General features: G+C 73.9%; 18 protein-coding genes. 6 read left to right on the forward strand and 12 right to left on the reverse strand.

Annotation, left to right across the window (positions count from 1 at the left end; genetic code table 11):
- Positions 1-2 precede the first annotated feature (2 nt).
- On the reverse strand, positions 3-2,126 hold the full coding sequence (locus ACFYYW_RS05485) for a SpoIIE family protein phosphatase (protein ID WP_387645410.1): 2,124 nt from the start codon (positions 2,124-2,126) through the stop codon (positions 3-5).
- A 462-nt stretch (positions 2,127-2,588) separates the two neighbouring features.
- Between ACFYYW_RS05485 and ACFYYW_RS05490 the strand changes: the two genes are divergently transcribed.
- Entirely contained in the window at positions 2,589-5,843 is a 3,255-nt protein-coding gene (locus ACFYYW_RS05490; protein WP_387645412.1) for a S8 family serine peptidase, read from the forward strand.
- Between the two features lie 316 nt (positions 5,844-6,159).
- Here ACFYYW_RS05490 and ACFYYW_RS05495 read toward each other — a convergent pair whose 3' ends face one another.
- Together ACFYYW_RS05495 and ACFYYW_RS05500 are read right to left on the reverse strand one after the other, a co-directional pair.
- A complete protein-coding gene (locus tag ACFYYW_RS05495; protein ID WP_352330153.1) occupies positions 6,160-6,501 on the reverse strand; it encodes an Lsr2 family protein in 342 nt (113 codons plus the stop codon).
- Between the two features lie 532 nt (positions 6,502-7,033).
- Positions 7,034-7,894: a hypothetical protein gene (locus tag ACFYYW_RS05500; protein ID WP_387645415.1), complete on the reverse strand. Its 861-nt coding sequence runs from the start codon at positions 7,892-7,894 to the stop codon at positions 7,034-7,036.
- Positions 7,895-8,024: 130 nt separating this feature from the next.
- Here ACFYYW_RS05500 and ACFYYW_RS05505 point away from each other — a divergent pair, with 130 nt between their 5' ends.
- Complete coding sequence (locus tag ACFYYW_RS05505; RefSeq protein ID WP_387645418.1) at positions 8,025-8,756, forward strand: ankyrin repeat domain-containing protein; 732 nt, start codon at positions 8,025-8,027, stop codon at positions 8,754-8,756.
- A 137-nt stretch (positions 8,757-8,893) separates the two neighbouring features.
- Here ACFYYW_RS05505 and ACFYYW_RS05510 read toward each other — a convergent pair whose 3' ends face one another.
- The 3 genes from ACFYYW_RS05510 to ACFYYW_RS05520 form a co-directional block, all read right to left on the reverse strand.
- Complete coding sequence (locus tag ACFYYW_RS05510) at positions 8,894-10,108, reverse strand: RNA polymerase sigma factor (protein WP_387645420.1); 1,215 nt, start codon at positions 10,106-10,108, stop codon at positions 8,894-8,896.
- Positions 10,105-10,473: a YciI family protein gene (locus ACFYYW_RS05515; protein WP_387645423.1), complete on the reverse strand. Its 369-nt coding sequence runs from the start codon at positions 10,471-10,473 to the stop codon at positions 10,105-10,107. Before ACFYYW_RS05515 ends, ACFYYW_RS05510 begins: the two co-directional genes overlap by 4 nt.
- A gap of 68 nt (positions 10,474-10,541) precedes the next feature.
- On the reverse strand, positions 10,542-10,970 hold the full coding sequence (locus ACFYYW_RS05520; protein ID WP_387645425.1) for an ATP-binding protein: 429 nt from the start codon (positions 10,968-10,970) through the stop codon (positions 10,542-10,544).
- Between the two features lie 188 nt (positions 10,971-11,158).
- Here ACFYYW_RS05520 and ACFYYW_RS05525 point away from each other — a divergent pair, with 188 nt between their 5' ends.
- The gene (locus tag ACFYYW_RS05525; RefSeq protein WP_352330404.1) at positions 11,159-11,500 is read left to right on the forward strand and encodes a hypothetical protein; all 342 of its coding nucleotides are present in this window, start codon (positions 11,159-11,161) and stop codon (positions 11,498-11,500) included.
- A 98-nt stretch (positions 11,501-11,598) separates the two neighbouring features.
- Here the strand turns inward: ACFYYW_RS05525 and ACFYYW_RS05530 are convergent, their stop codons facing one another.
- The 3 genes from ACFYYW_RS05530 to ACFYYW_RS05540 all read right to left on the reverse strand — a co-directional run bounded on the left by ACFYYW_RS05530 (position 11,599) and on the right by ACFYYW_RS05540 (position 13,028).
- Positions 11,599-11,916 carry a transcriptional regulator gene (locus ACFYYW_RS05530; RefSeq protein WP_364419996.1) on the reverse strand — a complete coding sequence of 106 codons (318 nt, stop codon included), beginning with the start codon at positions 11,914-11,916 and terminating at the stop codon, positions 11,599-11,601.
- On the reverse strand, positions 11,906-12,337 hold the full coding sequence (locus ACFYYW_RS05535; protein WP_387645427.1) for a hypothetical protein: 432 nt from the start codon (positions 12,335-12,337) through the stop codon (positions 11,906-11,908). The genes ACFYYW_RS05530 and ACFYYW_RS05535 overlap by 11 nt, the downstream gene beginning before the upstream one ends.
- Positions 12,338-12,458: 121 nt before the next feature.
- A complete protein-coding gene (locus ACFYYW_RS05540; protein WP_352330409.1) occupies positions 12,459-13,028 on the reverse strand; it encodes a helix-turn-helix transcriptional regulator in 570 nt (189 codons plus the stop codon).
- A gap of 47 nt (positions 13,029-13,075) precedes the next feature.
- On the opposite strand from ACFYYW_RS05540, the gene ACFYYW_RS05545 reads away from it, so the two are divergent.
- Together ACFYYW_RS05545 and ACFYYW_RS05550 are read left to right on the forward strand one after the other, a co-directional pair.
- Complete coding sequence (locus ACFYYW_RS05545; RefSeq protein ID WP_387645429.1) at positions 13,076-13,897, forward strand: class I SAM-dependent methyltransferase; 822 nt, start codon at positions 13,076-13,078, stop codon at positions 13,895-13,897.
- A 48-nt stretch (positions 13,898-13,945) separates the two neighbouring features.
- Positions 13,946-15,121, forward strand: a complete 1,176-nt coding sequence (locus tag ACFYYW_RS05550; protein ID WP_387645432.1) for an acyltransferase family protein — start codon at positions 13,946-13,948, stop codon at positions 15,119-15,121.
- A 6-nt stretch (positions 15,122-15,127) separates the two neighbouring features.
- Here ACFYYW_RS05550 and ACFYYW_RS05555 read toward each other — a convergent pair whose 3' ends face one another.
- Complete coding sequence (locus tag ACFYYW_RS05555) at positions 15,128-16,081, reverse strand: zinc-binding alcohol dehydrogenase family protein (protein WP_387645435.1); 954 nt, start codon at positions 16,079-16,081, stop codon at positions 15,128-15,130.
- Between the two features lie 78 nt (positions 16,082-16,159).
- Between ACFYYW_RS05555 and ACFYYW_RS05560 the strand changes: the two genes are divergently transcribed.
- Positions 16,160-16,753, forward strand: coding sequence for a TetR/AcrR family transcriptional regulator (locus tag ACFYYW_RS05560; protein WP_387645437.1), 594 nt, complete (start codon positions 16,160-16,162; stop codon positions 16,751-16,753).
- A gap of 86 nt (positions 16,754-16,839) precedes the next feature.
- Here ACFYYW_RS05560 and ACFYYW_RS05565 read toward each other — a convergent pair whose 3' ends face one another.
- Together ACFYYW_RS05565 and ACFYYW_RS05570 are read right to left on the reverse strand one after the other, a co-directional pair.
- Complete coding sequence (locus tag ACFYYW_RS05565; protein WP_387645440.1) at positions 16,840-19,101, reverse strand: SpoIIE family protein phosphatase; 2,262 nt, start codon at positions 19,099-19,101, stop codon at positions 16,840-16,842.
- Between the two features lie 19 nt (positions 19,102-19,120).
- On the reverse strand, positions 19,121-22,474 hold a 3,354-nt coding region (locus ACFYYW_RS05570), incomplete at its 5' end, for a HAMP domain-containing protein (protein ID WP_387645443.1).

Genomic DNA, 22,474 nt, shown 5'->3' on the forward strand with positions numbered 1-22,474 from the left:
GCTCAGCCCGTGTTCTCGCGGTGCCGCAGCAGCAGCAGCGCGATGTCGTCGGTGTGCGGGGCGTGGTCGAGCAGCGTCCCGGCGACCTGCTGGAGCTGCTCGCGCGGGGCGCTGGTCAGGTACGCCGCCAGCGTCCCGATGGCCTCGTCCAGGTCCACGCCCGGCGCCTCGACCAGCCCGTCGGTGTAGAGGGCCAGGACGGCGCCCGGCGGGAACGGCACCTCCACCGTGGCGTACTCGGCGTCGGCGTCGATGCCGAGCAGCAGGCCCGCCGGGATGTCGATGATCTCGGCCGGCATGTTGGGCGGGCGCAGCAGCGGCAGCGGATGACCGGCGTTGGCCGCCCGCAGCGTGCGCAGGCGCAGGTCGAAGTAGATGAGCAGGCAGCTGGTGAACAGGTCGGTGTCCAGGTCCATGAGCAGCCGGTTGGTGTGCTGGAGCACGTCCCCGGGGCTGGCCCCGACGGCGGCGTGGGCGTGGATGGCGGTGCGCACCTGGCCCATGAGCGCCGCGGCCGTCATGTTGTGCCCCTGGACGTCCCCGATGACGGCCGCGGCGGTGGTCTCGTTGAGCCGGATCAGGTCGTAGAAGTCGCCGCCGATGCCGACGCCGCGGGTCGCGGGCACGTACCGGGCGGCCACCTCCAGGCCCGGCATGTCGGGCAGGCTGCCGGGCAGCAGCGAGGTCTGCAGGCTGTGGGCCAGCCGGTCCTTGGTGTCGTAGAGCAGCGCCCGGTCCAGGGCCTGGCCCATCAGCCCGGCCAGCGTGGTCAGCGTCGCGCACTGCTCGGCGGTGAACGGCCGCGGGTGGTCGAAGGCCAGCAGGCAGACGCCGAAGGTGTCGTCGGAGACGGTCAGCGGCAGGAAGGCCCAGGCGGCCATCCCGTCGTCCTGGGCGGCGTCGGGGAAGGCCCGGTTCAGCTCGGCCCGGTCGGCGAAGAAGGCGGCCTCGCCGGTGCGGACGACCTGCTCGGCGGGGCTGGGCGCGGCCAGTGACTGGCCGTCGAACCGCTCCAGCACCTCGGGGACGTAGCCGTGCGAGCCGACGATCCGCATCCGGCCGCTCTCCGCCCTCATGATCGCCATGGCCTGCGCCCTGAACACCGGCATGACGTGCTCGGCGATGAGATCGACCACCTCCCGGACGTTCAGCGCCCGGGTCATCGCCGAGGCCATGTGCAGGAAGTTGTAGAAGACGTCGGCCCGCGGCAGCCCCGCGTTGTCCGGCATGAAGGCGCGCGCGGGCCGCTGCGCGCACAGGTCGGCGCCCGAGGGGGTGATGCGCAGGCTCAGGCCCGTCGGGTCCGGGTGCAGGACGAACTCCAGCTCGTGGCCGTCCGGCCGGCGGGCCGAGCAGGAGGCGACCCGCTGGCCGACCACCGCCGCCCGGCAGCGGTCCTGGAAGGCCGGGTCCTTCAGCCACGTCGCCGTCTCCCACAGCGGCGTGCCCAGCAGCTCCGAGACGGTGGTGCCGAGCAGGTCGGCGGCGGCGGGGCTGGCGAAGGTGACGACGCCGTCCAGGTCGAGCGCGACGGAGCCGTCCCGCAGCCGGTCCAGGTAGCCGGCCGCGGCCACGGCCTCGTACGGGTCGGGCATCGGCGGCGGCACCGGGGTCAGCACCCGCGGCTCGCCGCCGGGACGCAGCGGACATCCGCTGTCGGCGGCCTGCTCCAGGACGGCCGCCAGGCGCTCGCTCGTGGCGGCGATGACGTCCTGCTCCGGCCCGCTCAGCTCGGCCGGCCGCCCGTCCGGCCAGAGCAGGATCCACGAGCCCCACATGCGGGAGTCGCTGTGCAGGGGTGCGGCGGCCGAGGCGAAGGCGTACGGGAAGGCCAGGGCCGTGCCCGGGAAGCGGCGGGCCAGCTCCTGCGCGGTCGGCACCCACACCAGCCGCCCCTGGCGGACGGCGGCGGCCACGGGCGCCCCGCCGTCCAGCCGGACGGTGGTCCACGGCCTGACGAGCTGCGCGGGCAGCCCGATCTCCGCCTCCATCACCAGGACCTGCGGGGAGCCGGTCAGCAGGTACACCGCGCCGATGTGCGCGCCGGTGTCACGGGCGGCCTGGGCGAGCTGCTCGTCCAGCGCCGAGGTGTACGGCAGGGTCCCCTCGTCGGCGTGGCCGCCCACGGACTACCTCGTTCCGTGCTGCGCTGACGTCGGCGCCGCGTCCCGTTGATCGCCCATAGGACAACTGTAGATATCCGTATTGGGGGTGAAGCTCACCGTTGCCGGATTCTGGTGAAGAGGAGGGACGAATATGAGCTTTGCGGCGGGCGACGGTCGGGTGGGGCCAATTGGCCGGAACGTGACAAAGCGACGGGGTTCTCGGCCAGTTGATCGCTGTCTACACTCCGGTTCGGACGCCAACCCACCCCGCCCACGGGGAGGGGAGGCGGTCCCGCTCGTCACCCGCCGGGGAGGGTCATCGATCTCTCCGGCATGCGCGCGTGGGGGTGACATGACGTCCTCGGCCGGGGCGGCGGGTTCGTGCAGCTCCTCGGCCAGGAGGTCTTTGTGTTGTCCCGTTCGTTCTCATCCCGTTTACGCCGGTTGACATCGTTAGCCGTCGGGCTCGGTGTCGTGCTGACCATGAGCCCGGCCGTGGCGCGGGCCACGCCGGCCCCGCCCGGCAAATGGCGGTCGGTGCCGCTCACCGGCGCCGAGGTGGTCGAAGGCGCCAAGTCCTCCACCGGCAAGCTCGCCAGGAGCGACGCGGCGCTGCTGAAGGTCACCTCGCCCGCGCCGGTCAACGTCATGGTCAAGCTGGACTACGACTCCCTGGCCGCCTACCAGGGCGGGCTGGCCGGACTGCCGGCCACCAGCCCCGCCGTCACCGGCAAGGCCCTCGACACCAGAAGCGCCGAGGCCAGGAAGTACGGCACCCACATCCAGGACGTCGAGAACGCCTTCCTGGGCGAGCTGGCCAAGAAGATCCCCGGAGCCGTCGTCGGCCAGCGGGTCAGGACCGTCTACGGCGGCATCGCCCTGCGCGTCCCGGGCAACAAGGTGGCCGACGTGCTGCGCCTGCCCGGCGCGGTCGCCGTCCAGGAGGACAGGCCCCAGCAGCTGCTGACCGACTCCAGCCCCGAGTTCATCGGCGCCGACACCATCTACGGCAAGCTCGGCGGCAGCTCCTCCGCGGGTAAGGGCGTGATCGTCGGCGTGCTCGACACCGGCGCCTGGCCCGAGCACCCGTCGTTCGCCGCCGCCCCCGGCCTGCCCGCCCCCGGGCCCACCAAGGACGGCACGCCGCGCGTGTGCAACTTCGGCGACAACCCGCTGACCCCCGCCAGCGACCCGTTCACCTGCAACAACAAGCTGATCGGCGGGCAGCCGTTCATGGAGACCTACAACGCCGTCTACGGCGGCGAGGTCTACGGCGACAGCGCCCGCGACTCCAACGGGCACGGCACCCACACCGCCAGCACCTCCGCGGGCGGCCCGGTAGCCGACGCGAACCCGCTGGGCATCAGCCGCGGCCCGATCCACGGCATCGCCCCGGCCGCCGAGGTGTCGGTCTACAAGGTGTGCGGCGCGCAGGGCTGCTTCCCCTCCGACTCGGCGCAGGCCGTGGCGCGGGCCGTGCTGGACGGCGTACGCGTGATCAACTTCTCGGTCTCCGGCGGCAGCGACCCCTACAGCGACCCGGTCGAGCTGGCCTTCCTCGACGCCTACGCGGCCGGCGTGCTGGTCTCGGCCTCGGCCGGCAACTCCGGCCCCGGCGCCGGCACCACCGACCACCGCGGCCCCTGGGTGACGACGGTGGCCGCCTCCTCGCAGTCCAGGACGTTCCAGTCCACGGTCACGCTGTCCGGCGGCGGCGCCACGGCGACGATCAAGGGCGCGTCCATCACCGCGGGCCTGGCCTCGCCGCTGCCCGTCGTCCTGGCCTCCGCGCCGCCGTACTCGCGGCCGGCGTGCGACGTCCCGGCCCCTCCCGGGCTGTTCAGCGGCAAGATCGTCGCCTGTGAGCGCACCCCCAACCGCGTGCTGAAGAGCTTCAATGTCAGGCAGGGCGGCGCGGCCGGGATGATCCTCTACAACACCTTCCCGTTCGACGTCTTCACCGACGCCCACTGGCTGCCGTCCGTGCACGTGGACAAGCCCGAGGCCGACACCCTGCTGGCCTTCCTCGCCGCCCACCCCGGCGCCACCGCCTCCTTCACGCAGGGCGCCAAGTCCACCTGGCAGGGCGACGCGATGGCGCACTTCTCCTCGCGCGGCCCCGGCGGCGACTTCCTCAAGCCGGACGTCACCGCGCCCGGCCAGCACATCATGGCGGGCATGACGCCGACCCCCGAGTCGCCGCTGGAAGGCCCGCCCGGCAACCTCTACCAGGTCATCTCCGGCACCTCGATGTCCGCGCCGCACGTGACGGGCTCGGCGGCGCTGGTGTTCGCCCTGCACCCCACCTGGACGCCCGGCCAGGTCAAGTCGGCCCTGGAGACCACGGCCAGGACCGCGGTCACCAAGCAGGACAGGACCACCGCGGCCGACCCGTTCGACATGGGCGGCGGGCGCATCGACCTGACCAAGGCCGGTGACCCCGGACTGACCCTGGACCAGGACGCCGCCGGCTTCGTCGCCTCGGCCACCGACCCCGTCAACCGGATCGACCTCAACCTGCCCTCGGTGAACGCGCCCACCATGCCCGGCGTCATCACCGCCAAGCGCACCGTCACCAACACCACCGGCTCGTCGCTCACCTTCACCGCCTCCGGCACCACCGTGAGCGGAGCCGCCGTCGCCGTGCTGCCGCCGCTGTTCACCGTCGCGCCCGGCAAGAGCGCCAAGCTGAGCATCGTCGTCACCGCGCCGGAACTGCCCGAGGGCCAGTACTTCGGCCAGGTCAACCTCAAGCAGGTCGGCGGCTCGCGCGCGCTGCACCTGCCGGTGGCCTTCTACCGCAAGCAGGGCGCGGTGCCGGTCGAGCAGACCTGCGCCCCGGACACCATCGCCAGGAACACCGGCGAGTCGACCTGCACCGTCACCGTGCGCAACACCACCTACGAGGACGCCGAGGTGACCGCGCTCAGCACCCTGGACGCCCGCCTGCGCCTCAACAGCGTCACGGGCGCGACCAAGGTCGGCACCCAGGTCGCCACCACCAAGGCGACGCTGGCCGCCACCCAGCCCGCCCGGCCGGCCATCGCGCCCGGCGCCGGACCGGCCGGCTACATCCCGCTGGACGCCTTCGGCGTCACGCCCACCCCGATCGGCGACGAGCAGGCGCTCAACTTCACCGTGCCCGCCTTCCAGTTCGCCGGACGAAGTTACACCCGGCTCGGCGTCACCTCCGACGGCTACAGCGTCGCGGGCGGGGCCACCGGCGATGACGTCTCAGCGACGCCGCAGACGCTGCCCGACCCGGCGCGGCCCAACGGCGTGCTCGCCCCGTACTGGACCGACCTGGACGGCACCGCCGCGCCGGGCGTCCTGGCCACGATCCTGACCGACGGGGTCAACGACTGGCTGGTGGTGGAGTGGCGGCTGAACCTCTACGGCACCACCGACCTGAAGGTCTTCCAGCAGTGGATCGGGCTCAACGGCGTGGAGGACATCAGCTACGCCTACGACCCGGGCAACCTGCCCGGCTCGCCGCCCGCCGCCTACGGCCTGACGGTCGGCGCCGAGAACGCCGAGGGCAGCGCCGGCGCCCAGATCTCCGGGCCGCCCACCCAGGATCTGGTCGTCACCAGCACGCCGGGCGCGCCCGGCGGCAGCCTGACGTACTCGATGAAGGTCAAGGGGGTCAGCGCGGGGGTCGGCAAGATCACGACCGCCACCTCGACCCCGCAGGTCAAGGGGATCACCGTCGAAGTGGACAAGATCACCGTCCAGTGAGCCCGCCGGTGGCCGCGGGCGGCGCACCCGCCCGCGGCCACCGCGGCACGGCTTCCGAGCTCCCTCAGAGCTCGGCCCGGTGCTGCTCGGCGGGGTCGGTGTGCTGCTCGCCATGCACGTGATCGGCGCCCTCAGGCGGTCGCCGCCGGGCTCAACCCGACGTTCCCGGACGCCCTCGGCCCCCAGGCGCGGCTGTCGGCGCCGCTGCCGAGGATGGCCGCGCAGGTCGTGCCGGCCGTGGGGGCGACCCGGAGCCGTCGTGGCGGCGCTCAGGCTCGCCGGACTGCTCCGCCGGCCTGCGCGCTCCTGACGTCTCCTAGTGGGCGGCCTCGTACTTCTCGACCACCGAGGCCGCGATCCGGCCGCGCTCGCTGACGGGCAGGCCGTTGGCCTTGGCCCACTGCCGGATCTCCGAAGACTTCTCCCGGCTCAACGCGCGGCTGCCGGTGACGGCCGCCCGGCGCCCGCGCCCACCGCGATCCACGCGAACAGGACGGGCCTTCACGATGAAGGGCGCCAGTGCTTTCCGCAGCGCGTCCGCCTTCTCCTCATGAAGGTCAATCTCGTAGCTGCTGCCATCGAGTGCAAAGACGACGGTCTCATGAGCCTCCCCACCGTCTACATCGTCGATGAGAATCTCTTGAATCTGCTTAGCCATGGTGGCACTCCATGCTCGATACGGTTGTTGCGTACTGTAGCGCCCTTCAGTAGCGTGCGGGCAACTTACCTCGGCCCGGCGCCGGTGAACGCGCAGAACTCGCCGGGCACACCGCCTGTCAAAGGCATTTCAAACGCGCCCGGAACCGCGCGTGCCCGGGGTGTCCCGGCGGCCGCCTTGCGTATCTCACCTGGGAATGCCCGCGTCATGTTCCAGGTCGCGGGGCGGGCGGGCGGTCGCGGCGGGCCCGAGGCCGCCCGGCGCGCGCACCCGCGCGGGGCGGCAACGGGAAGGCGGCGGCCGCGGCGGCGGGCATCTTATCGAAGATGAATTCAAAGGTGTGCTTCAATGTGTCGGCGCCGCACCGGCGTGCGCGCCGCCGTCGCTTCCCGGCTTCGGCACACGGTTTTCCGGCGTCCCGCGAGCTGTGCGCCGGCCGGGCCCTATGGCGTCAACTCCGGGCAAGGCGCAGAAGTGCAAGTGCGAATGCGACGGGCCCGGCCGTCTTCCGCCCCTTTTGTTTCTGACCGATTTATCGGGCGGGGCGGCCGAACCACTCCGTGACCCGGCGGAGGGCGGCGTCCGGGCCGTCGAGGTCGAGCAGGAGCTCGGGGGCGGCGAGCGCGGCCACCTCCTCGAAGGCGTCCTGATGACAGGTCAGCCGCCAGCCGGGCCAGCGCTCGGCCGGCCGCGACGGGGGCAGCGAGCAGTCCAGGGACCACCAGTCGAGCGTGCGGGCGGCGGCGTCGAGGTACACGCCGTTCCAGGGCGCGGCCTCCAGCACCGCGAAGGGCGTCGCCTGCTCCTGGGGGCTCAGCAGGGCGGCGGGGCCGGCGAGCAGCACGCGGGCCAGGCCGGCGCACCACCAGCCGGCGAACGACAGCCGCCCGGCGGTGTCCCGTACGGCCACAAGGGTGTCGGCGACCACCGACAGGTCGTCGTCCTCGGCCGGGCCCTGACCCCATTGCGGCGGCAGCGGCGCCGGCGGGTCGTCGAGGCCGGCGACGGTGTCGTAGCCCAGCCCGAGATGCTCCATGACCTCGTGGAGGCCGCGGGCCGCCCACCTCACCGTCCAGCCGGGCCACCGCGCGGCGAGCAGGCCCAGCCACGCCCGGATCTCCGGCACCGACGTGCGCCACACGGGCCCGCGGATCTCCAGGGAGCAGTGGACCAGCAGCAGGCGGCGGGGCACGTCCAGCACGGCCACGGCCTGCCAGCGCACCGCGTCGCCCCAGCCGAGGGCGTGGCCGTGCTCCTGCTCGCGCACGAAGGCGGCCAGCCGCTCGGGGCCGCGCAGCAGGTCGCCGTGGAAGGTGCCCGCGCCGCCCCGGCGTGACCAGACCCGATGGCCGCCCGCGTCGACGATCACGTAGTGCGCGTGCGCGGTGCCCATGCCGCCCAACCTAGCCCGCGCCCGGCGGGGGCGGACTCCGGCTGATCCGCAACGGCTCCGCAACGGCTCCGTGGCAGCTCCGTGGCAGCTCCGTGGCGGGGACGGGCCGGGACCCCGCGACAATGGAGCGATGCGCTACCTGGATGCGGCGGACCCGCTGGCGGTGTCGGCGGCGGCGGCCGTGCGGCTGGGCGACCTCGACGGCGTACGCCGTCTGCTGGCCGGGCATCCCGGGCTGGCCCGCGTCCGGCTGGGCGAGGCGGGCGGGGTGTCCAGGACCCTCCTGCACGTCCTCACCGACTGGCCGGGCCACGTGCCGCGCGGTCCCGCCCTGGTACGGGAGCTGGTGGCGGCCGGGGCCGAGGTGGACGCCCGCTTCGCCGGCCCGCACGCCGAGACGCCGCTGATGTGGGCCGCGAGCTGCGACGACGTCCCCGTGCTGGACGCCCTGCTGGACGCCGGAGCCGACGTCGAGGCCACCGGCGCGGTGATCGGCGGCGGCACGGCGCTCTCGGACGCGTGCGCCTTCGCCCAGTGGGACGCCGCCCGCCGCCTCGTCGAGCGCGGCGCGTCCGCCCGGTTGTGGGAGGCCGCCGCCCTCGGGCTCATGGACCGGGTCGCGGCGGCGTTCGAGGCCGGGACGCCGTCGCGGGCAGAGGTGACCGAGGGGCTGTGGGCCGCCTGCCACGGCGGGCAGTCGCAGGCCGCGGCGTTCCTCCTGGAACGCGGCGGCGACCTCGGCTGGGTCGGCTACGACGACCTCACCCCGCTGGACGCCGCCCGCCGCGCCGGCGCCGACGACCTGGCATCCTGGCTCGCAGCACACGGCGCCCGCCCAGGCCCCCGGCACCCCGCAGGCTGACCCCCGCACAAGCGCCGGCACCCCGCCGGCCGACCCCGCCCAGGCGCGGGCATCTTGCCGGCTGACCCCCGCTCAGGCTCCGGCACTCGGCAGGCTGCCCCCCGCTAAGGCCCTGCACCCCGTCGGCCGGTCCCCGCTCAGGGCCTCGCGTCGCGGGCGGTCTCGGTGGCGCGGGTGAGGAGGGCGCGGCGTTCCTGGTCGCTGTGGGCGACGGCGGCGGCCCGCCGGAACAGCGCCGCCGCGCGCGCCGGGTCGCCGTCGCGGGCGGTGAGGTCGGCCTCGGCGGCGATGGCCAGCGGATGGCCGTCGAGCTCGGCGCGGGAGCGCTCCAGCAGCGCGAGCCCGGCCCGCGGCCCGTGGGCGTACCCGTGCGCGACGGCCCGGTTCAGCTCCACCACGGGCGTGGGGTGGAGCAGGGCCAGCTCGTCGTAGCAGCGAGCGATCCGCGACCAGTCGGTGCCGGGCAGCGAGGACGCCGTGGCGTGGCAGGCAGCGATGCGGGCCTGCAACCCGTACGGGCCGCCGCCCTCGACGGCGGCCAGCAGGGCGAGCCCCTCGCCGATCGCCGCCCGGTCCCAGCGGGAGCGGTCCTGCCGGTCGAGGGGCACCAGGTCGCCGGCGGCGTCGCGGCGGGCGTCCCGGCGGGAGTGCTGCAGCAGGAACAGCGCCAGCAGCGCCGTCACCTCCTCCTGTTCCGGCATGAGCCGCCGCAGCAGCCGCGCCAGCCGGATCGCCTCCTCGGCGAACGCGGGTTCGCCGCCGGCGTCGTAGCCTTGCGTGAACAGCAGGTAGAGGACGGCCAGCACCCCGGGCAGCCGCTCGGCCAGCGCCGCCCCCTGCGGCACCCGGTACGGGATGCCCGCCTCGGCGATCTTCCGCTTGGCCCTGGTCAGCCGCCGGGTCATCGCCGACTCGGTGACCAGGAAGGCGCGCGCGAGGTCGGCAGTGGGCACGCCACAGACCGTCCGCAGCGTCAGCGCCACCCGCGACTCCAGCGCCAGCGCCGGATGGCAGCACGTGAAGACGAGCCGCAGCCGGTCGTCCACGACCTCCTCCTCCCGCCCGTCGCCGGGCCCGTCCTGGACGGTCAGGGCGAGCGCCGCCAGCTCGGCCAGCTTGCGGCGCTCGATCGAGACGCGGCGCAGCGCGTCGATCGCGCGGTTGCGCGCCACCGTCATGAGCCAGCCGCCCGGGTTGGACGGCACGCCCTCCTCCGGCCACCGCCGCACGGCCAGCGCCAGCGCCTCCTGGGCGCAGTCCTCGGCGAGGGTCCAGTCGCCGGTGACCCGGATGAGGGCGGCGACGATCCGCGGGTACGCCTCCGCCGCCGCCTCCTCCAGGCGCCCTCTCACTGCTCGAAGTCGGCGAACGGCCGCAGCTCCAGCCGTCCGTGCCTGGCCATCGGGTGGCTGCGGGCGACCTCGACCGCCTCGTCGAGGTCGGCGCATTCGAGCAGGTCGAAGCCCACGATCACCTCCTTGGTCTCGGCGAACGGCCCGTCGGACAGGACCAGCTCGCCGCCGCGCACCCGCACGGTGGTCGCGGCCGACTCCGGCGCCAGCACCGCGCCGCGCACCCGCCGCCCGCGGGCGTCGTTCTCGGCCACCCACGCCTCGACGTCGGGCAGGTTCTCCTGGTCGGTGTCGGGCGCGGTGTCGGTGCAGACGAACATCATGTACTTCATCTCGTGCTCCTCGGTCGGACGGCGTCTCACCATGGTGACGAACGGGACCGACGGAACCGGACGGCGTCCCCCGAAAAATCTTTCGCGGCGACGGAGAAGGGTCAGGCCGACACTGCGCGGCGCGCGTCCAGGCGGCCGGCCCGGGGACGGGCCCGCAGGTCGAGGGTGAGCAACGAGCCGAGCCCGGTCTGCTCGAGCACGACCTCGTCGCAGAGCTGCTGGATGACCCACAGGCCGTACCCGTGGGAGGCGGTCGGGTCGAGGCGGGCCGAGGCCAGGTGCTCGTGGGTGAGCCGGCCGGCGACGTCGAGGATCTCCACAACCACGCCGTCGGCGTCGCCGCGGGAGGTCACCATGCCCGTCCGGCCGCCGTGGTCCAGCACGTTGGTGACCGCCTCGTTGACGGCCACCACCAGGTCCTCCAGCCGGTCGGCGGACAGCCCGCAGTGGCGGCCGTGGACGCGGATCAGGTCCCTGATGAGGGCAAGGTCAGTGCTGATGGGGCACTGGAGCTCGAACTGAAGGGTCATGATCGTCTCGCGTGGCGGGGTCGGATGGGGTGGCGGGCCAGTCTCCAGCTTTCCCACCGGCGGCCACTCAAACGTGTACCGCCGTCGTTCGCAAGTCGGCGGCATGAGGGACGCAGGACCGGGTAGCGCCATAAGTGCAGAAACTTCCGGCACGCCCACGGTCCCCAGACGAACCCGGAGGCTGACGAATGCGGCACGGCGACGGCGACCAGAGCACGGGCATCGACCATCGCAAGGGGAGCGGCCAGGTCACGGGAAGCGGCGGGCTGGGCAGGGCCGCGCTGTGGCCGGCCTCGGTGCTGACCGCGGCGGTGACCGCCGACCTGCTGCGGCGCAGGTTCGCGCCGGCCCGGCTGCGGCTGGCGGAGGCCGCGAGCGAGCTGCTCGAACGTACAGGCGTGCGCCCCGCCAGGCCGCGCCTCACCGACCGGGAGCGGCTGGACCGCCAGTTGCTGACCTGGCGGCAGGCCCACCCGGAGACCGGGTGGCCCACCGGCCGCATGGGCCCGGCCGGGACCGGCGGCGGCTGACCCGGCGTCCCCGCGAGGTCCGCCCTGTCAGCCGGGGCCCGTAGGGTCTGCGGGCGGTCCGGGTCAGGTGGGCCCGTTGGATCTGCGGGCGGTCCGGGTCAGGTGGGGCCGGCGGCGCTCCGGCGGGCCGTCTCGGCGATCGCCCGGAGCGCGTCGAGGTGCCCGGCCAGCGCGCGGCGGCCCTCCTGGGTCAGCGAGAGCCACGTGCGGGGGCGCTTGCCGACATACCCCTTGCGCACGTGCACGTAGCCGGCCTCCTGAAGGGCGGAGACGATCCGGCTGACACTGGCGTCGGAGATCTCGGCGTAGTCGCGGACCGCGGCGAACTCCGCCTCCAGCGCGCCCGACAGGAACGCCATGACGGTCAGCCGGGTGGGGTGCTGGATGACCTCGTCCAGCCGGGGGTCAGCGGTCATGGCCGTCGCGTGCCGTGACCGCCCACAGCGCGGCCCCGCCCAGCACGGCGGCGCACGCCGCGCCCGCGCCCTGCCCGAACGGGACGGCGGCGAGCCAGCCCAGACCGTAGGCGGCGGCGGGAACGAGCTGGTTCATCAGCCGGCGGGGGAGCGGGCCGCCCGGCATGGTGACGACCCCGCCGCGGCTGACCACCGCCGCGTGCACGGCCAGGAAGGCCACCAGGGCCACGATTCCCGCCGCCAGCACCGGGACCCGCTGCGCCCAGGGCCCGGTCAGCAGCCCGAAACCGGCCGCGAACAGCAGCCCGCGCGCCGGGGCGAACCAGCCGGGGGCGGCCGGCCGCGAACGGGCCGCCGCCCGCGCCGCCTCGGCCGCCAGCAACGCCTGACGGGCGGCGTGGGCGTCGACGTGATCGCGCATCGGACCTCCTCGGTAGAAGTATTTTCACCGTAGCATCTACTTTTGCCTCGCAAAAGTACTTCCGACGCCGCCCGGCCATGACGTGTGCCGCGACCGCGGCCCGGCCGGTCCGCCGCCGCGCCTACGCCTGGCCCGTGTGCAGGTGGGAGCGCTCGCCGTCGTGGTCGAAGATGGTGAGCAGCTCCACCGGCCCGTCGTGGGCGCCGACGGCGTGCGGGGTCATGGTCGAGAACTCGGCCGCGTCGCCCGCCGGCACCAGGACGGTCCGCTCGCCCAGCAGCAGGCGGGCCGTCCCGGACAGGACGGTGAACCACTCGCGGCCGGGATGCGCCTGCGGTTCCAGCGGCCGGTCGGGGGTGATGCGCATCTTGGCCACCGTGACGCCGTGCAGCGAACGTTCCCGCGACAACAGCCACACGGTCATCCCCGGGTGGTCGCAGGGCAGCGGCCGGATCACCACGTCGTCGTCCTCGGTGGACTCGACGAGCTGGTCGAGCGTCGTGCCGAGAGCCCGCGCGATGGGCACGAGCTGGTCGAGGGCGATCCGGCGGTGGCCGGTCTCGATGCGGCTCAGGTTGGACGGGCTCAGCCGGCACCGCGCGGCCAGGGCGTCGAGCGACCAGCCCCGGGCCAGCCGCAGGCCGCGGATGCGCCGCCGGACGACGGCGTCCAGGTCGACTTCTTGCGTCATAGGCAAGAGTGTATGCCGCACACGCAGGAGCCCCCTACGGTGAAGGCATGGAAGCACATCACCACCACGGACTCCGCCACGGCGACGAATCAGCCCTGGCGGACCTGCTCGACCTGGACGCCGAAGTGCTCGGGCCGTTCCTGGACGAGCTGACCGCCTGGGTCGGCGAGCAGACCGGCCGCGCCCCGCGCACGGTCGCCGACCTGGGCGCCGGCACCGGAACCGGCACGCTGGCCCTGGCCCGGCGGTTCCCCGCCGCCGAGGTCGTCGCGGTCGACCGGTCGCCGGTCATGCTCGACCGCCTGCGCGCGGCGGCGCGCGGCCAGGGGCTGGGGGAGCGGGTGCGCGTGCTTCAGGCCGACCTGGACGCGGCCCTGCCGCCGATCGGCACGCCCGACCTGGTGTGGGCCGCGGCATCGCTGCACCACGTCGAGGACCCGGCGCGGCTGCTGCGCGAGGTCCACGCCGCGCTGCGCCCCGGCGGGCTGCTGGCGGTCGTCGAGATGGACGGCATGCCGCGCCTCCTGCCCGACGAGGCCGGGGCGGCGCTGGAGGCGCGCTGCCGGGAGGCGCTGGCGGGCAGCGGCCCGGACCCGTACCCGGACTGGGGGCCGGTCCTGGCGGCGGCCGGGTTCGAGGTGGCCGCGCGGCACGACTTCCCGATCGAGGTGCGCCCGGCGCCGCCGGGGGCCGTCCGCTACGCGCGGGCGGTGCTGGGCGGCTACCGGTCGCGGCTCGCCGGGCACGTGGCCGCCGATGACCTGGCCGCCCTCGACCGGCTGCTCTCCGCCGGCTCGCCGGAGTCCCTCGACCGCCGCGAGCTCGTCGTGCGCGGCACCCGGACCGCCTGGGCGGCCCGCCGTCCCTGACTCCGGGGGAGCCCGGGTGTTGCCAGGGGGACCGATACGTTGGGATGCGTGACGACTGCTCCTTTTGGCACCCCCCAGGTCGTTCGTCCCGAGGCGTCCAGGCTCGCCTGGCTGGACGCCCTGCGCGGCATCGGCGCGCTCGCCGTCGTGGGCGAGCACCTGACCACCTGGGCCATGCCCTGGCTGCGCCCGACCTTCTTCAACCTGGGCGTGTACGGCGTCCTGGTGTTCTTCCTGGTCAGCGGGTACATCATCCCGTCGTCACTGGAACGGCACGGCGACGTGCGGGCCTTCTGGATCGGCCGCGCCTTCCGCCTCTACCCGCTCTACCTCGCCGTCATCGCCGTGGTCCTGGCCCTGTCCTGGTGGATCCCGGTACGCGCCGAGGTGCCCAGGGACGCCTCCTCGGCCGCGGCGCACGCCACGATGCTGCTGGACGTCGTCGGCGTCGCCGGCGTGATGAACACGATGTGGACGCTCTCCTACGAGATGGTCTTCTACCTGATGGTCACCGCCCTGTTCGTGACCGGCGTCCGGGACCGGCGCGGCCTGGTCGCCGTCGCGTTCGGGGTGACCGCGGTCGTGGCGGGCCTCGCGCTGGGCGCGGCGCCGTTGACCGGCGGCTGGTTGTCGTGGGTGTCGTTCGCGGTGTTCGCCGCCGGGCTGGCCGGCGTCGTCTCCGGCCGGCTGCGCAACCTGGCGGCGTGCGCGCTCGGCGTCATGGCCCTGGCCCTGCTGCTGCTGAGCAGCCGCGTCCCGTGGTTCGGGGCGGCGATCCTCGCGGTCATGTTCACCGGCACGGCGATCCGCCGGTGGGAGAGCGGCCAGGGGTCGTTGTGGCCGGTGGCCCTGGCCGCCTCGCTGGTGACGGTCGCCCCCGTCCGGGCGCTCAGCGCCGGGTGGTGGTGGGTGCAGCCGGACGTGTGGGGCACGACCGTCGCCCTGGCCGGGCTCACGTTCGCGGCCGGTCTGGCCTGGCGGGCCCGCCGGGTGCCCGCCGTGCTCACCTGGCTCGGGCTGATGAGCTACTCCCTCTACCTGGTGCACCTGCCGGTGCTGCTCGTGGTGATGGAGGTGGCGGGGGAGATGCGCTGGTCGCCGCTGCCCCTGCAGGTCGGCGTCAGCGTGCTCTTCCTGGCTCTCGTGCTGCCGGGCAGCCGGCTGACCTACCGTTTCCTCGAACGCCCGATGCAGCGGCTCGGCCGCCGCCTGACCGCCTCCTAGGCGCTCCTACCGGCGCGGGTCCAGCACGAGCTTGCCGGTCGTACGCCGTTCCCTGAGCTCGGCGTGCACCTGCCGCACCTCCGACATCGGACGGTCCCCGCCCACGACCACCCGCAGCTCGCCCGCGATCACCTGCGCCGCCATCTCCGCGTACGCCCCGGCCAGGACGGCGGGCCGCTGGAAGGCGTTGAGCAGCCAGAAGCCGCTGACGGTCGCCGAACGGGGCTGGAGCGCGCGCGGCGAGACCGGCTGCGGCTCCACCCCGCCCGCCATCCCGTAGAAGGCGAGCCGGCCGAACGGCGCCAGCGCCGCCAGGCTCTGGTCGGTGACCCGGCCGCCGGTCATCTCCAGGACCACGTCCACGGGCTCGCCGCCGTTGGCCGCGCGCAGCGCCGCGGTGAGGTCGTCGGCGGCCGGGTCGACGGCGGCGTCCGCGCCCAGCGACAGGGCGAGCTCCCGCTTGGCGGGCGTGCTCGCCGTGGCGATCACCCGGCCCGCGCCCGCCGCCTTGGCGAGCTGCACCGCCAGCGAGCCGACGCCGCCCGCCGCCGCGTGCACGACCACGCTCTCCCCGGCCTGCACCCGGCCGGTGTGGCGGACCAGCCACCACGCGGTCAGCCCCTGGGCCAGCAGGGCCACCGCCGCGACGTCGTCGAGCTCCTCGGGCACCGGGAAGGCGGACGCCTCAGGGACCGCGGCCTTCTCGGCGTACCCGCCGCGCTCCAGCAGGGCGGCCAGGCGGCGGCCGTCGGCGGTCCTGCCGACGACCTCACCGCCCGGGACGACCGGCAGCGTGGTCGCCGCCAGGTAGGCGTTCTCGCGCATCAGCGTGTCGGCGAAGTTCACGCCGCAGCGCGAGACGTCCACGACGACCTGGCCGGGGCCGGGGCGCGGCTCGTCCACCTCCCGCACCCGCACGACCTCGGGACCGCCGAACTCGGTGATCTGCACGGCTCGCATGGCAACTCCAATGGAATCCAGTTTCAAATGGTACTGAGTACCATAAGGGACGCCGTCCGCAAGCGCTAGACTGGGCCCGTGACCGAGTCCTCCCTGCGCGCCCGCAAACGACGGCGAGCCCGCGACGAGATCATCGAGGCGGCCTACCAGCTCTTCGCCGAGCGCGGCTACGACGAGGTGACGGTCGCCGACATCGCCGAGCGCGCCGAGGTGGGCCGCACCACGTTCTTCCGCTACTTCGGCGACAAGCAGGAGGTCGTCTTCGCGGGGGAGCACGACTGGCTCGACGGCCTGGCCGCCCACCACCGCGAGCTGCGCGGCGACCGCCCGCCCGGCCTGGCCGAGGCGCTCGCCCAGGTGCGCGAGCTCACCCTCGCCCTGTGCGCCAGGGCCACCCTCGACCCCGTCCGCTACGTCCTGCGCGAACGGCTGATCGCCGGGCATCCCGAGCTCGGCGACCGCACGGCGCGCAAGCAGCGCCGCTTCGCCGAGACCATGACCGAGGTCCTGCGCGAGCACGGCGCCAGCCCCGAGACGGCGGCCCTGGCCCCGCAGCTCGCGCTGGCCTGCTACACCGCGGGCCGCGCCGTCGCCGGCGACGACCCGGCGGCGCTGGCCCCGAGCGTGGCCGCGGCCTTCGACCGGCTCGGCCTCCTCCCCCCCGCCCCCTGATCCGCCTGACCCGCCTGGCCCGTCCGTCCCCTGATCCGCCTGACCCGCCGCCCGGCCCCCTCGCGCCCGGCCCCCTCGCGCCCGGCTCAGCGCACGTGCACGCCGATCAGGCAGGTGTCGTCGTCGGTGTCGGAGTTGCAGTGGGTGAGCAGGTCGTCGAGCCGGTGGTCGAGGGTCGTGGCCGTCCGCGAGGCGACGGCCAGCAGCCGGTCCTGGGCGTGGCGCAGGTTGTGGTCGCGCCGCTCGATCAGGCCGTCGGTGTAGAGCAGCAGCGTGTCGTCGGCCTCCAGCTGCAGCCGGCCCTCCTCGTAGACGGCGTCGGCGAACGCGCCGAGCAGCGGCCCCTTGATCATCGGCAGCTCCGTGCCCTGCGCGCCGCGCAGCAGGATCGGCGGCAGGTGCCCGGCCCTGGCCCAGCGCAGGACGCGGGTGGCGGGGTCGTACAGGCCGCAGATCGCGGTCGCCGTCATGCGGTCGGCGAGGTGGCGGGCGACCAGGTTGAGCCAGGTCAGCAGCTGGGCCGGCCCGGCGCCGGTGGCGGCCAGGCCGCGCAGCGCGTTGCGCAGCACCACCATGCCCGTGGCGGCCGCGACGCCGTGCCCGGCCACGTCGCCCACCGACAGCAGGATGCACCCCGAAGGCAGGACGACCGCGTCGTACCAGTCGCCGCCGACCAGGTCCTCCTTCTGCGCCGGACGGTAGCGGACCGAGATGCGCAGCCCGAAGGAGTCCATGCGGCCGTGCGAGGGCGGCATGATGGCGTGCTGGAGCTGGAGGGCCAGGCGGTTGCGGGCGGCGGACTGCCGTTCGGTGTGGGCCAGCCTGTCGCGGGTCACGGCCAGCGCGACCTCCGTCCAGTGCTGGGGTGAGACGTCCTGGTAGGCCCCCCGCAGCGCGGTCAGCCGGCCGTCGGGGGCGAACACCGGCTCGGCCACCACGCGCAGATGGCGGGCCACCCCGTCGGGGCGTTCCAGCCGGAACGCCGTCGCGGCCGGCCGCCGGTGATGCAGCAGCGTGCGCAGGAAGAGGCCCACGGCCACCTCGTCGTCGCGGTGCACGTGGTCGCGCAGGCGCTCCAGCGGGACCGGCCGGGCGTCCGGCGGCAGGCCGTACAGGGAGAACATCTGGGCGTTCCACATGATCTCGCCGGTGAGCGCGTTCTCCTCGAAGCCGCCGATGCGGCCCAGACGCTGGGCGTGCTGGAGCAGGCGGGCCTGGTCGTCGTGGTCGCGCCGGACCAGCAGCACGCTTTCGCCGTGGCGGGTGATGCTCACCTCGGCCGTGGAGGCCGCGGTGAAGGGCATGTCGGCGGCGCGGAACGGCTCGCCGGTGGCGTGCACGTGCTCGATCGCGGCCAGCAGCTCCCCGGCCGCGAACGGGTACGCCTCCAGCAACAGCCCGCCCGCCCGCACCGCCGACGACCCGTTGGCGTGGTGGACGCGGAAGTCGGTGAGATGCCCCTGCGGGTCGAGGTGCGGCACCAGGACGAGCGCCGGGTCGGACATGGAGTCGGCCAGGGCGGCCAGCTCGGCCAGGGCGGCGCCGGCGCGCGCGGGCGGGCCGGGGGAGTTGAGAGTGAGGGCGCACAGGTCGGCCAGCGCCTCGATCTGCCGTTCCATCCTGGGCGTGGGCTCGGGACAGTCGCCCGGCCAGCAGATCTCCAGGACGCCGAGCACCCGCCCGCCCAGCCGGGCCAGCGCGGTGACGCGGCCGCCGGTCAGCTGGTGGCGGCCGATCGAGGGCGGCCCCTGCGGGGTGTGCCACAACGTGCGGCGTTCGAGCAGCGTGCTGGTGGCGGGCGTGACCAGGCCCGGCGGGACCTGCCGCCAGAGTCCGGCCTCCTCGGCGCTGAAGCCCGCCTGCCCGGCCAGCGTCAGCGACGTGTCCGGCCCGGCCGCCCACACCGCGACCGCCGTCGCGCCGATCGGCAGCAGGGCCGTCTCCAGCACGGCGTGGGCCGCCGCCTGCACGTCCGTGGCGCCGAGCGCGGCGCTCTCGGCCGTGCGCAGCCGCACCGCCGCCTCCGCGTGCCCGGCGGCCGGCTCCGGATCGCCGTCGAGCCCGGCGGCGCCGCTCAGGGACGCGTCGGCGATGGGGTCTCCGGCGGCCCGGTTGACGACGTCGGCCGCCAGCTCGACCGGCGAGCGCCCGGTCCGGGCCGCCAGCGTGGCGAGCTGGTCGGCGGCCTGCGCCGGGGCGCAGCGCAGGCGCTCGACCAGGATGCCCTTCGCCAGCTCGACCAGCGCGCGGTCGTCGGCGGCGCGGCGGACCTCGTGCAGCTCGGCGCGCAGGCGTTCGACGGTCGCGGCCAGCCTGGCCAGGCCCGTCTCCTCGGCTGAACTCCCCATGGCGCGACTCCTCACCGGGTCAGGCCGGATCCATCCAGTGCTGGATGCGTTCGATCAGCTGGTCGGCGTCGACCGGTTTGGTGACGTAGTCGCTGGCTCCGGCCGCCAGCGACTTCTCCTGGTCGCCTGGCATGGCCTTGGCCGTGACCGCGATGATCGGCAGGTCGGCGTAGCCGGGCATCTCGCGGATCGTCTCGATCGCCGTGTAGCCATCCATCTCGGGCATCATCACGTCCATCAGGATCAGGTCCGTCTCGGGGTGGGCCGTCAGCGTGTCGATGCCCTTGCGGCCGTTCTCGGCGTGCAGCACGTCGATGCCGTGGATCTCCAGCATGCTGGTCAGCGCGAACAGGTTGCGCGCGTCGTCGTCCACCACCAGGACCGTGCGCCCGGACAGCGTGTTGTCGATCTCCCGGCCCGACGCGGCCCCTACCGTCCGGGACCTGACCAGCGGCAGCACGTCGCCGGGCTGGTCGGCGGTCAGGTGCAGGGCGATGCGCTCGCGCAGCTCGTCGAGGCTGGACAGCAGCTCCAGCGGCCGGTCGCCGATGCGGGCCTCCTGCGACGGGCCGGAGCGCCAGTTGTTGTAGGCCAGCACCGGCACGCCGTGCAACGCCGGATCGCCGTCCATGGCCTCCAGCAGGCCGTAGGCGGCCCGGTCGGGCAGGTCGAGGTCGAGCACCACGCAGTGGCACGGCTCGGCGGCCAGCAGCCGCGCCGCCTCCTCCGCGTCCCTCGCCTCGACCACCTGGACGGTTCCGCCGAGCGGGTCGGGCGCCCCGGCCAGGCCGCTCACCACGCTCTCGGTCACCAGCGACAGCAGCCCATGCGGGCGCTCCTCGATCACCAGCAGCCGCCGCGGCTGACCGGCCACCGGCAGCGTGACGGCCGCGGGCGCGTGCCCCTCGGCCCCGGGCTGGGCGACCGGCAGGTACAGGGTGAACACGCTGCCCTGGCCCGGCGTGCTCTGGACGGTGATCGCGCCGCCCAGCAGGTAGGCGATCTCGCGGCTGATGGACAGGCCCAGGCCGGTGCCGCCGTACTTGCGGCTGGTCGTGCCGTCGGCCTGCTGGAACGCCCCGAAGATCACTTCGAGCTGTTGCTCGGGGATGCCGATGCCGGTGTCCACGACGCGCAGGGCGATGGCGGGGGCGTGCGGGCGCACCGCGGCGGGCAGCTCGCCGTGCGCGGCCGGCTCGATGCGCAGCTCGACGCCGCCGGTCTCGGTGAACTTGACCGCGTTCGACAGCAGGTTGCGCAGTATCTGGCGCAGCCGCGAGTCGTCGGTGAGCAGGTCGGCGGGCACGCCCGGCCCGGTGGTGATCCGGAAGTCGAGGCTCTTCTGCGACGTCATCGGCCGGAACGTGGCCTCGACGTAGTCGAGGAGCTGCCGCAACGGCACCCATTCGGGGTTGATGTCCATCTTGCCCGCCTCGACCTTGGACAGGTCGAGGATGTCGTTGATCAGCTGGAGCAGGTCCGAGCCCGCGGAATGGATGATCCCGGCGTACTCCACCTGCTTGGGCGTCAGGTTGCGCGTGTGGTTCTGGGCCAGCAGCTGGGCCAGGATGAGCAGCGAGTTGAGCGGCGTGCGCAGCTCGTGGCTCATGTTCGCCAGGAACTCGCTCTTGTACGTCGAGGCCAGCGTCAGCTGGTGGGCGCGGTCCTCCAGCTCCTGCCTGGCCTGCTCGATCTCCAGGTTCTTGGTCTCGATGTCCTGGTTCTGGCGGGCCAGCAGCGTGGCCTTCTCCTCCAGCTCGGCGTTGGAGCGCTGCAGCTCCTCCTGCTGCTGCTGCAACTCCTCCGACCGGGCCTGCAGCTCGACGGCTAGCCGCTGCGACTCCTTGAGCAGCTCGTCGGTGCGGGCGTTGGCCACGATCGTGTTCAGGTTGACGCCGATCGTCTCCATGAGCTGGTCGAGGAAGGCCCGGTGGACCGGCGTGAACGCCTGCACCGAGGCCAGCTCGATCACGCCGAGCACCTGCTCCTCGACCACGATCGGCAACACGATCACCGAACTCGGATCGGTCCTGCCGAGCCCCGAGGAGATCGTGATGTAACCGGGCGGGACGTCGGCCATCGTGATCGTCCTGCGGCTGCGGGCGGCCTGGCCAACCAGCGCCTCGCCGAGCCGGAACCGGGTCGGCCTGCCGGGGTCGGCCGGGTAGCCGTAGGCGCTGATGAGCCGGAGCTCGTTCTCCTCCGCCGAGAAGAACGCGCCGTACTGGGCGCCGACCAGCGGGGCCAGCTCGTTCATCACCAGCTCGGCGACGGCCGCCAGGTCCCGGTGCCCCTGCATCAGCCCCGACATGCGGGCCAGGTTGGACTTGAGCCAGTCCTTCTCCTCGTTGGCGCTGGTCGTCTCGCGCAGCGACTTCACCATCGAGTTGATGTTGTCCTTCAGGTCGGCCAGCTCGCCCTCGGCGTCGACCGTGATCGAGCGGGTCAGGTCGCCGGAGGTGACCGCGCTGGTGACCTCGGCGATGGCGCGCACCTGCCGGGTCAGGTTGGCGGCCAGCTCGTTGACGTTCTCCGTCAGCCGCTTCCAGGTGCCGGAGACGCCCTCGACCTCGGCCTGGCCGCCCAGCCTGCCCTCCCGGCCCACCTCGCGGGCGACCCGGGTGACCTCGGCGGCGAACGAGGACAGCTGGTCGACCATCGTGTTGATGGTGGTCTTCAGTTCCAGGATCTCGCCCCGGGCGTCGACGTCGATCTTCCTGGTCAGGTCGCCGCGGGCGACGGCCGTGGTGACCTGGGCGATGCTGCGCACCTGGTTGGTCAGGTTGTCGGCCATCGAGTTGACGTTGTCGGTGAGGTCCTTCCAGGTGCCCGACACGCCCCGGACGGTCGCCTGGCCGCCCAGGTTGCCCTCGGTGCCCACCTCCCGGGCCACCCGCGTCACCTCGTCGGCGAAGGCCGACAGCTGGTCGACCATCGTGTTGATGGTCTCCTTCAGCTCCAGGATCTCCCCACGGGCATCCACCCGGATCTTCTGCGTCAGGTCACCCTTGGCCACCGCCGTGGTCACCTCGGCGATGCTGCGCACCTGCGCGGTCAGATTGTCGGCCATCACGTTGACCGACTCCGTCAACGCCTTCCACGTCCCCGACACACCCTTGACATCGGCCTGACCGCCCAGCCGCCCGTCCGTGCCCACCTCACGCGCCACCCGCGTGACCTCATCCGCGAACGACGACAACTGATCCACCATCGTGTTGAGCGTGTTCTTCAGCTCCAGGATCTCCCCACGAGCCGACACCGTGATCCGCTGCGACAGGTCACCCCGCGCCACCGCCGTGGCCACCTGCGAGATGTTCCGCACCTGATCGGTCAGATTGCCCGCCATGAAGTTCACCGAGTCGGTCAGGTCACG

Origin of the sequence: Nonomuraea sp. NPDC001831 (assembly GCF_042892035.1) — a bacterium.
Classification (GTDB): Bacteria; Actinomycetota; Actinomycetes; order Streptosporangiales; family Streptosporangiaceae; genus Nonomuraea.

Coding starts and splice junctions, on each gene's coding strand:
- ACFYYW_RS05490 (WP_387645412.1), top strand. CDS start 2,589: ATGAGCCCGGCCGTGGCGCGGGCCACGCCGGCCCCGCCCGGCAAATGG.
- ACFYYW_RS05495 (WP_352330153.1), bottom strand. CDS start 6,501: ATGGCTAAGCAGATTCAAGAGATTCTCATCGACGATGTAGACGGTGGG.
- ACFYYW_RS05500 (WP_387645415.1), bottom strand. CDS start 7,894: ATGGGCACCGCGCACGCGCACTACGTGATCGTCGACGCGGGCGGCCAT.
- ACFYYW_RS05505 (WP_387645418.1), top strand. CDS start 8,025: ATGCGCTACCTGGATGCGGCGGACCCGCTGGCGGTGTCGGCGGCGGCG.
- ACFYYW_RS05515 (WP_387645423.1), bottom strand. CDS start 10,473: ATGGTGAGACGCCGTCCGACCGAGGAGCACGAGATGAAGTACATGATG.
- ACFYYW_RS05520 (WP_387645425.1), bottom strand. CDS start 10,970: ATGACCCTTCAGTTCGAGCTCCAGTGCCCCATCAGCACTGACCTTGCC.
- ACFYYW_RS05525 (WP_352330404.1), top strand. CDS start 11,159: ATGCGGCACGGCGACGGCGACCAGAGCACGGGCATCGACCATCGCAAG.
- ACFYYW_RS05530 (WP_364419996.1), bottom strand. CDS start 11,916: ATGACCGCTGACCCCCGGCTGGACGAGGTCATCCAGCACCCCACCCGG.
- ACFYYW_RS05535 (WP_387645427.1), bottom strand. CDS start 12,337: ATGCGCGATCACGTCGACGCCCACGCCGCCCGTCAGGCGTTGCTGGCG.
- ACFYYW_RS05540 (WP_352330409.1), bottom strand. CDS start 13,028: ATGACGCAAGAAGTCGACCTGGACGCCGTCGTCCGGCGGCGCATCCGC.
- ACFYYW_RS05545 (WP_387645429.1), top strand. CDS start 13,076: ATGGAAGCACATCACCACCACGGACTCCGCCACGGCGACGAATCAGCC.
- ACFYYW_RS05555 (WP_387645435.1), bottom strand. CDS start 16,081: ATGCGAGCCGTGCAGATCACCGAGTTCGGCGGTCCCGAGGTCGTGCGG.
- ACFYYW_RS05565 (WP_387645440.1), bottom strand. CDS start 19,101: ATGGGGAGTTCAGCCGAGGAGACGGGCCTGGCCAGGCTGGCCGCGACC.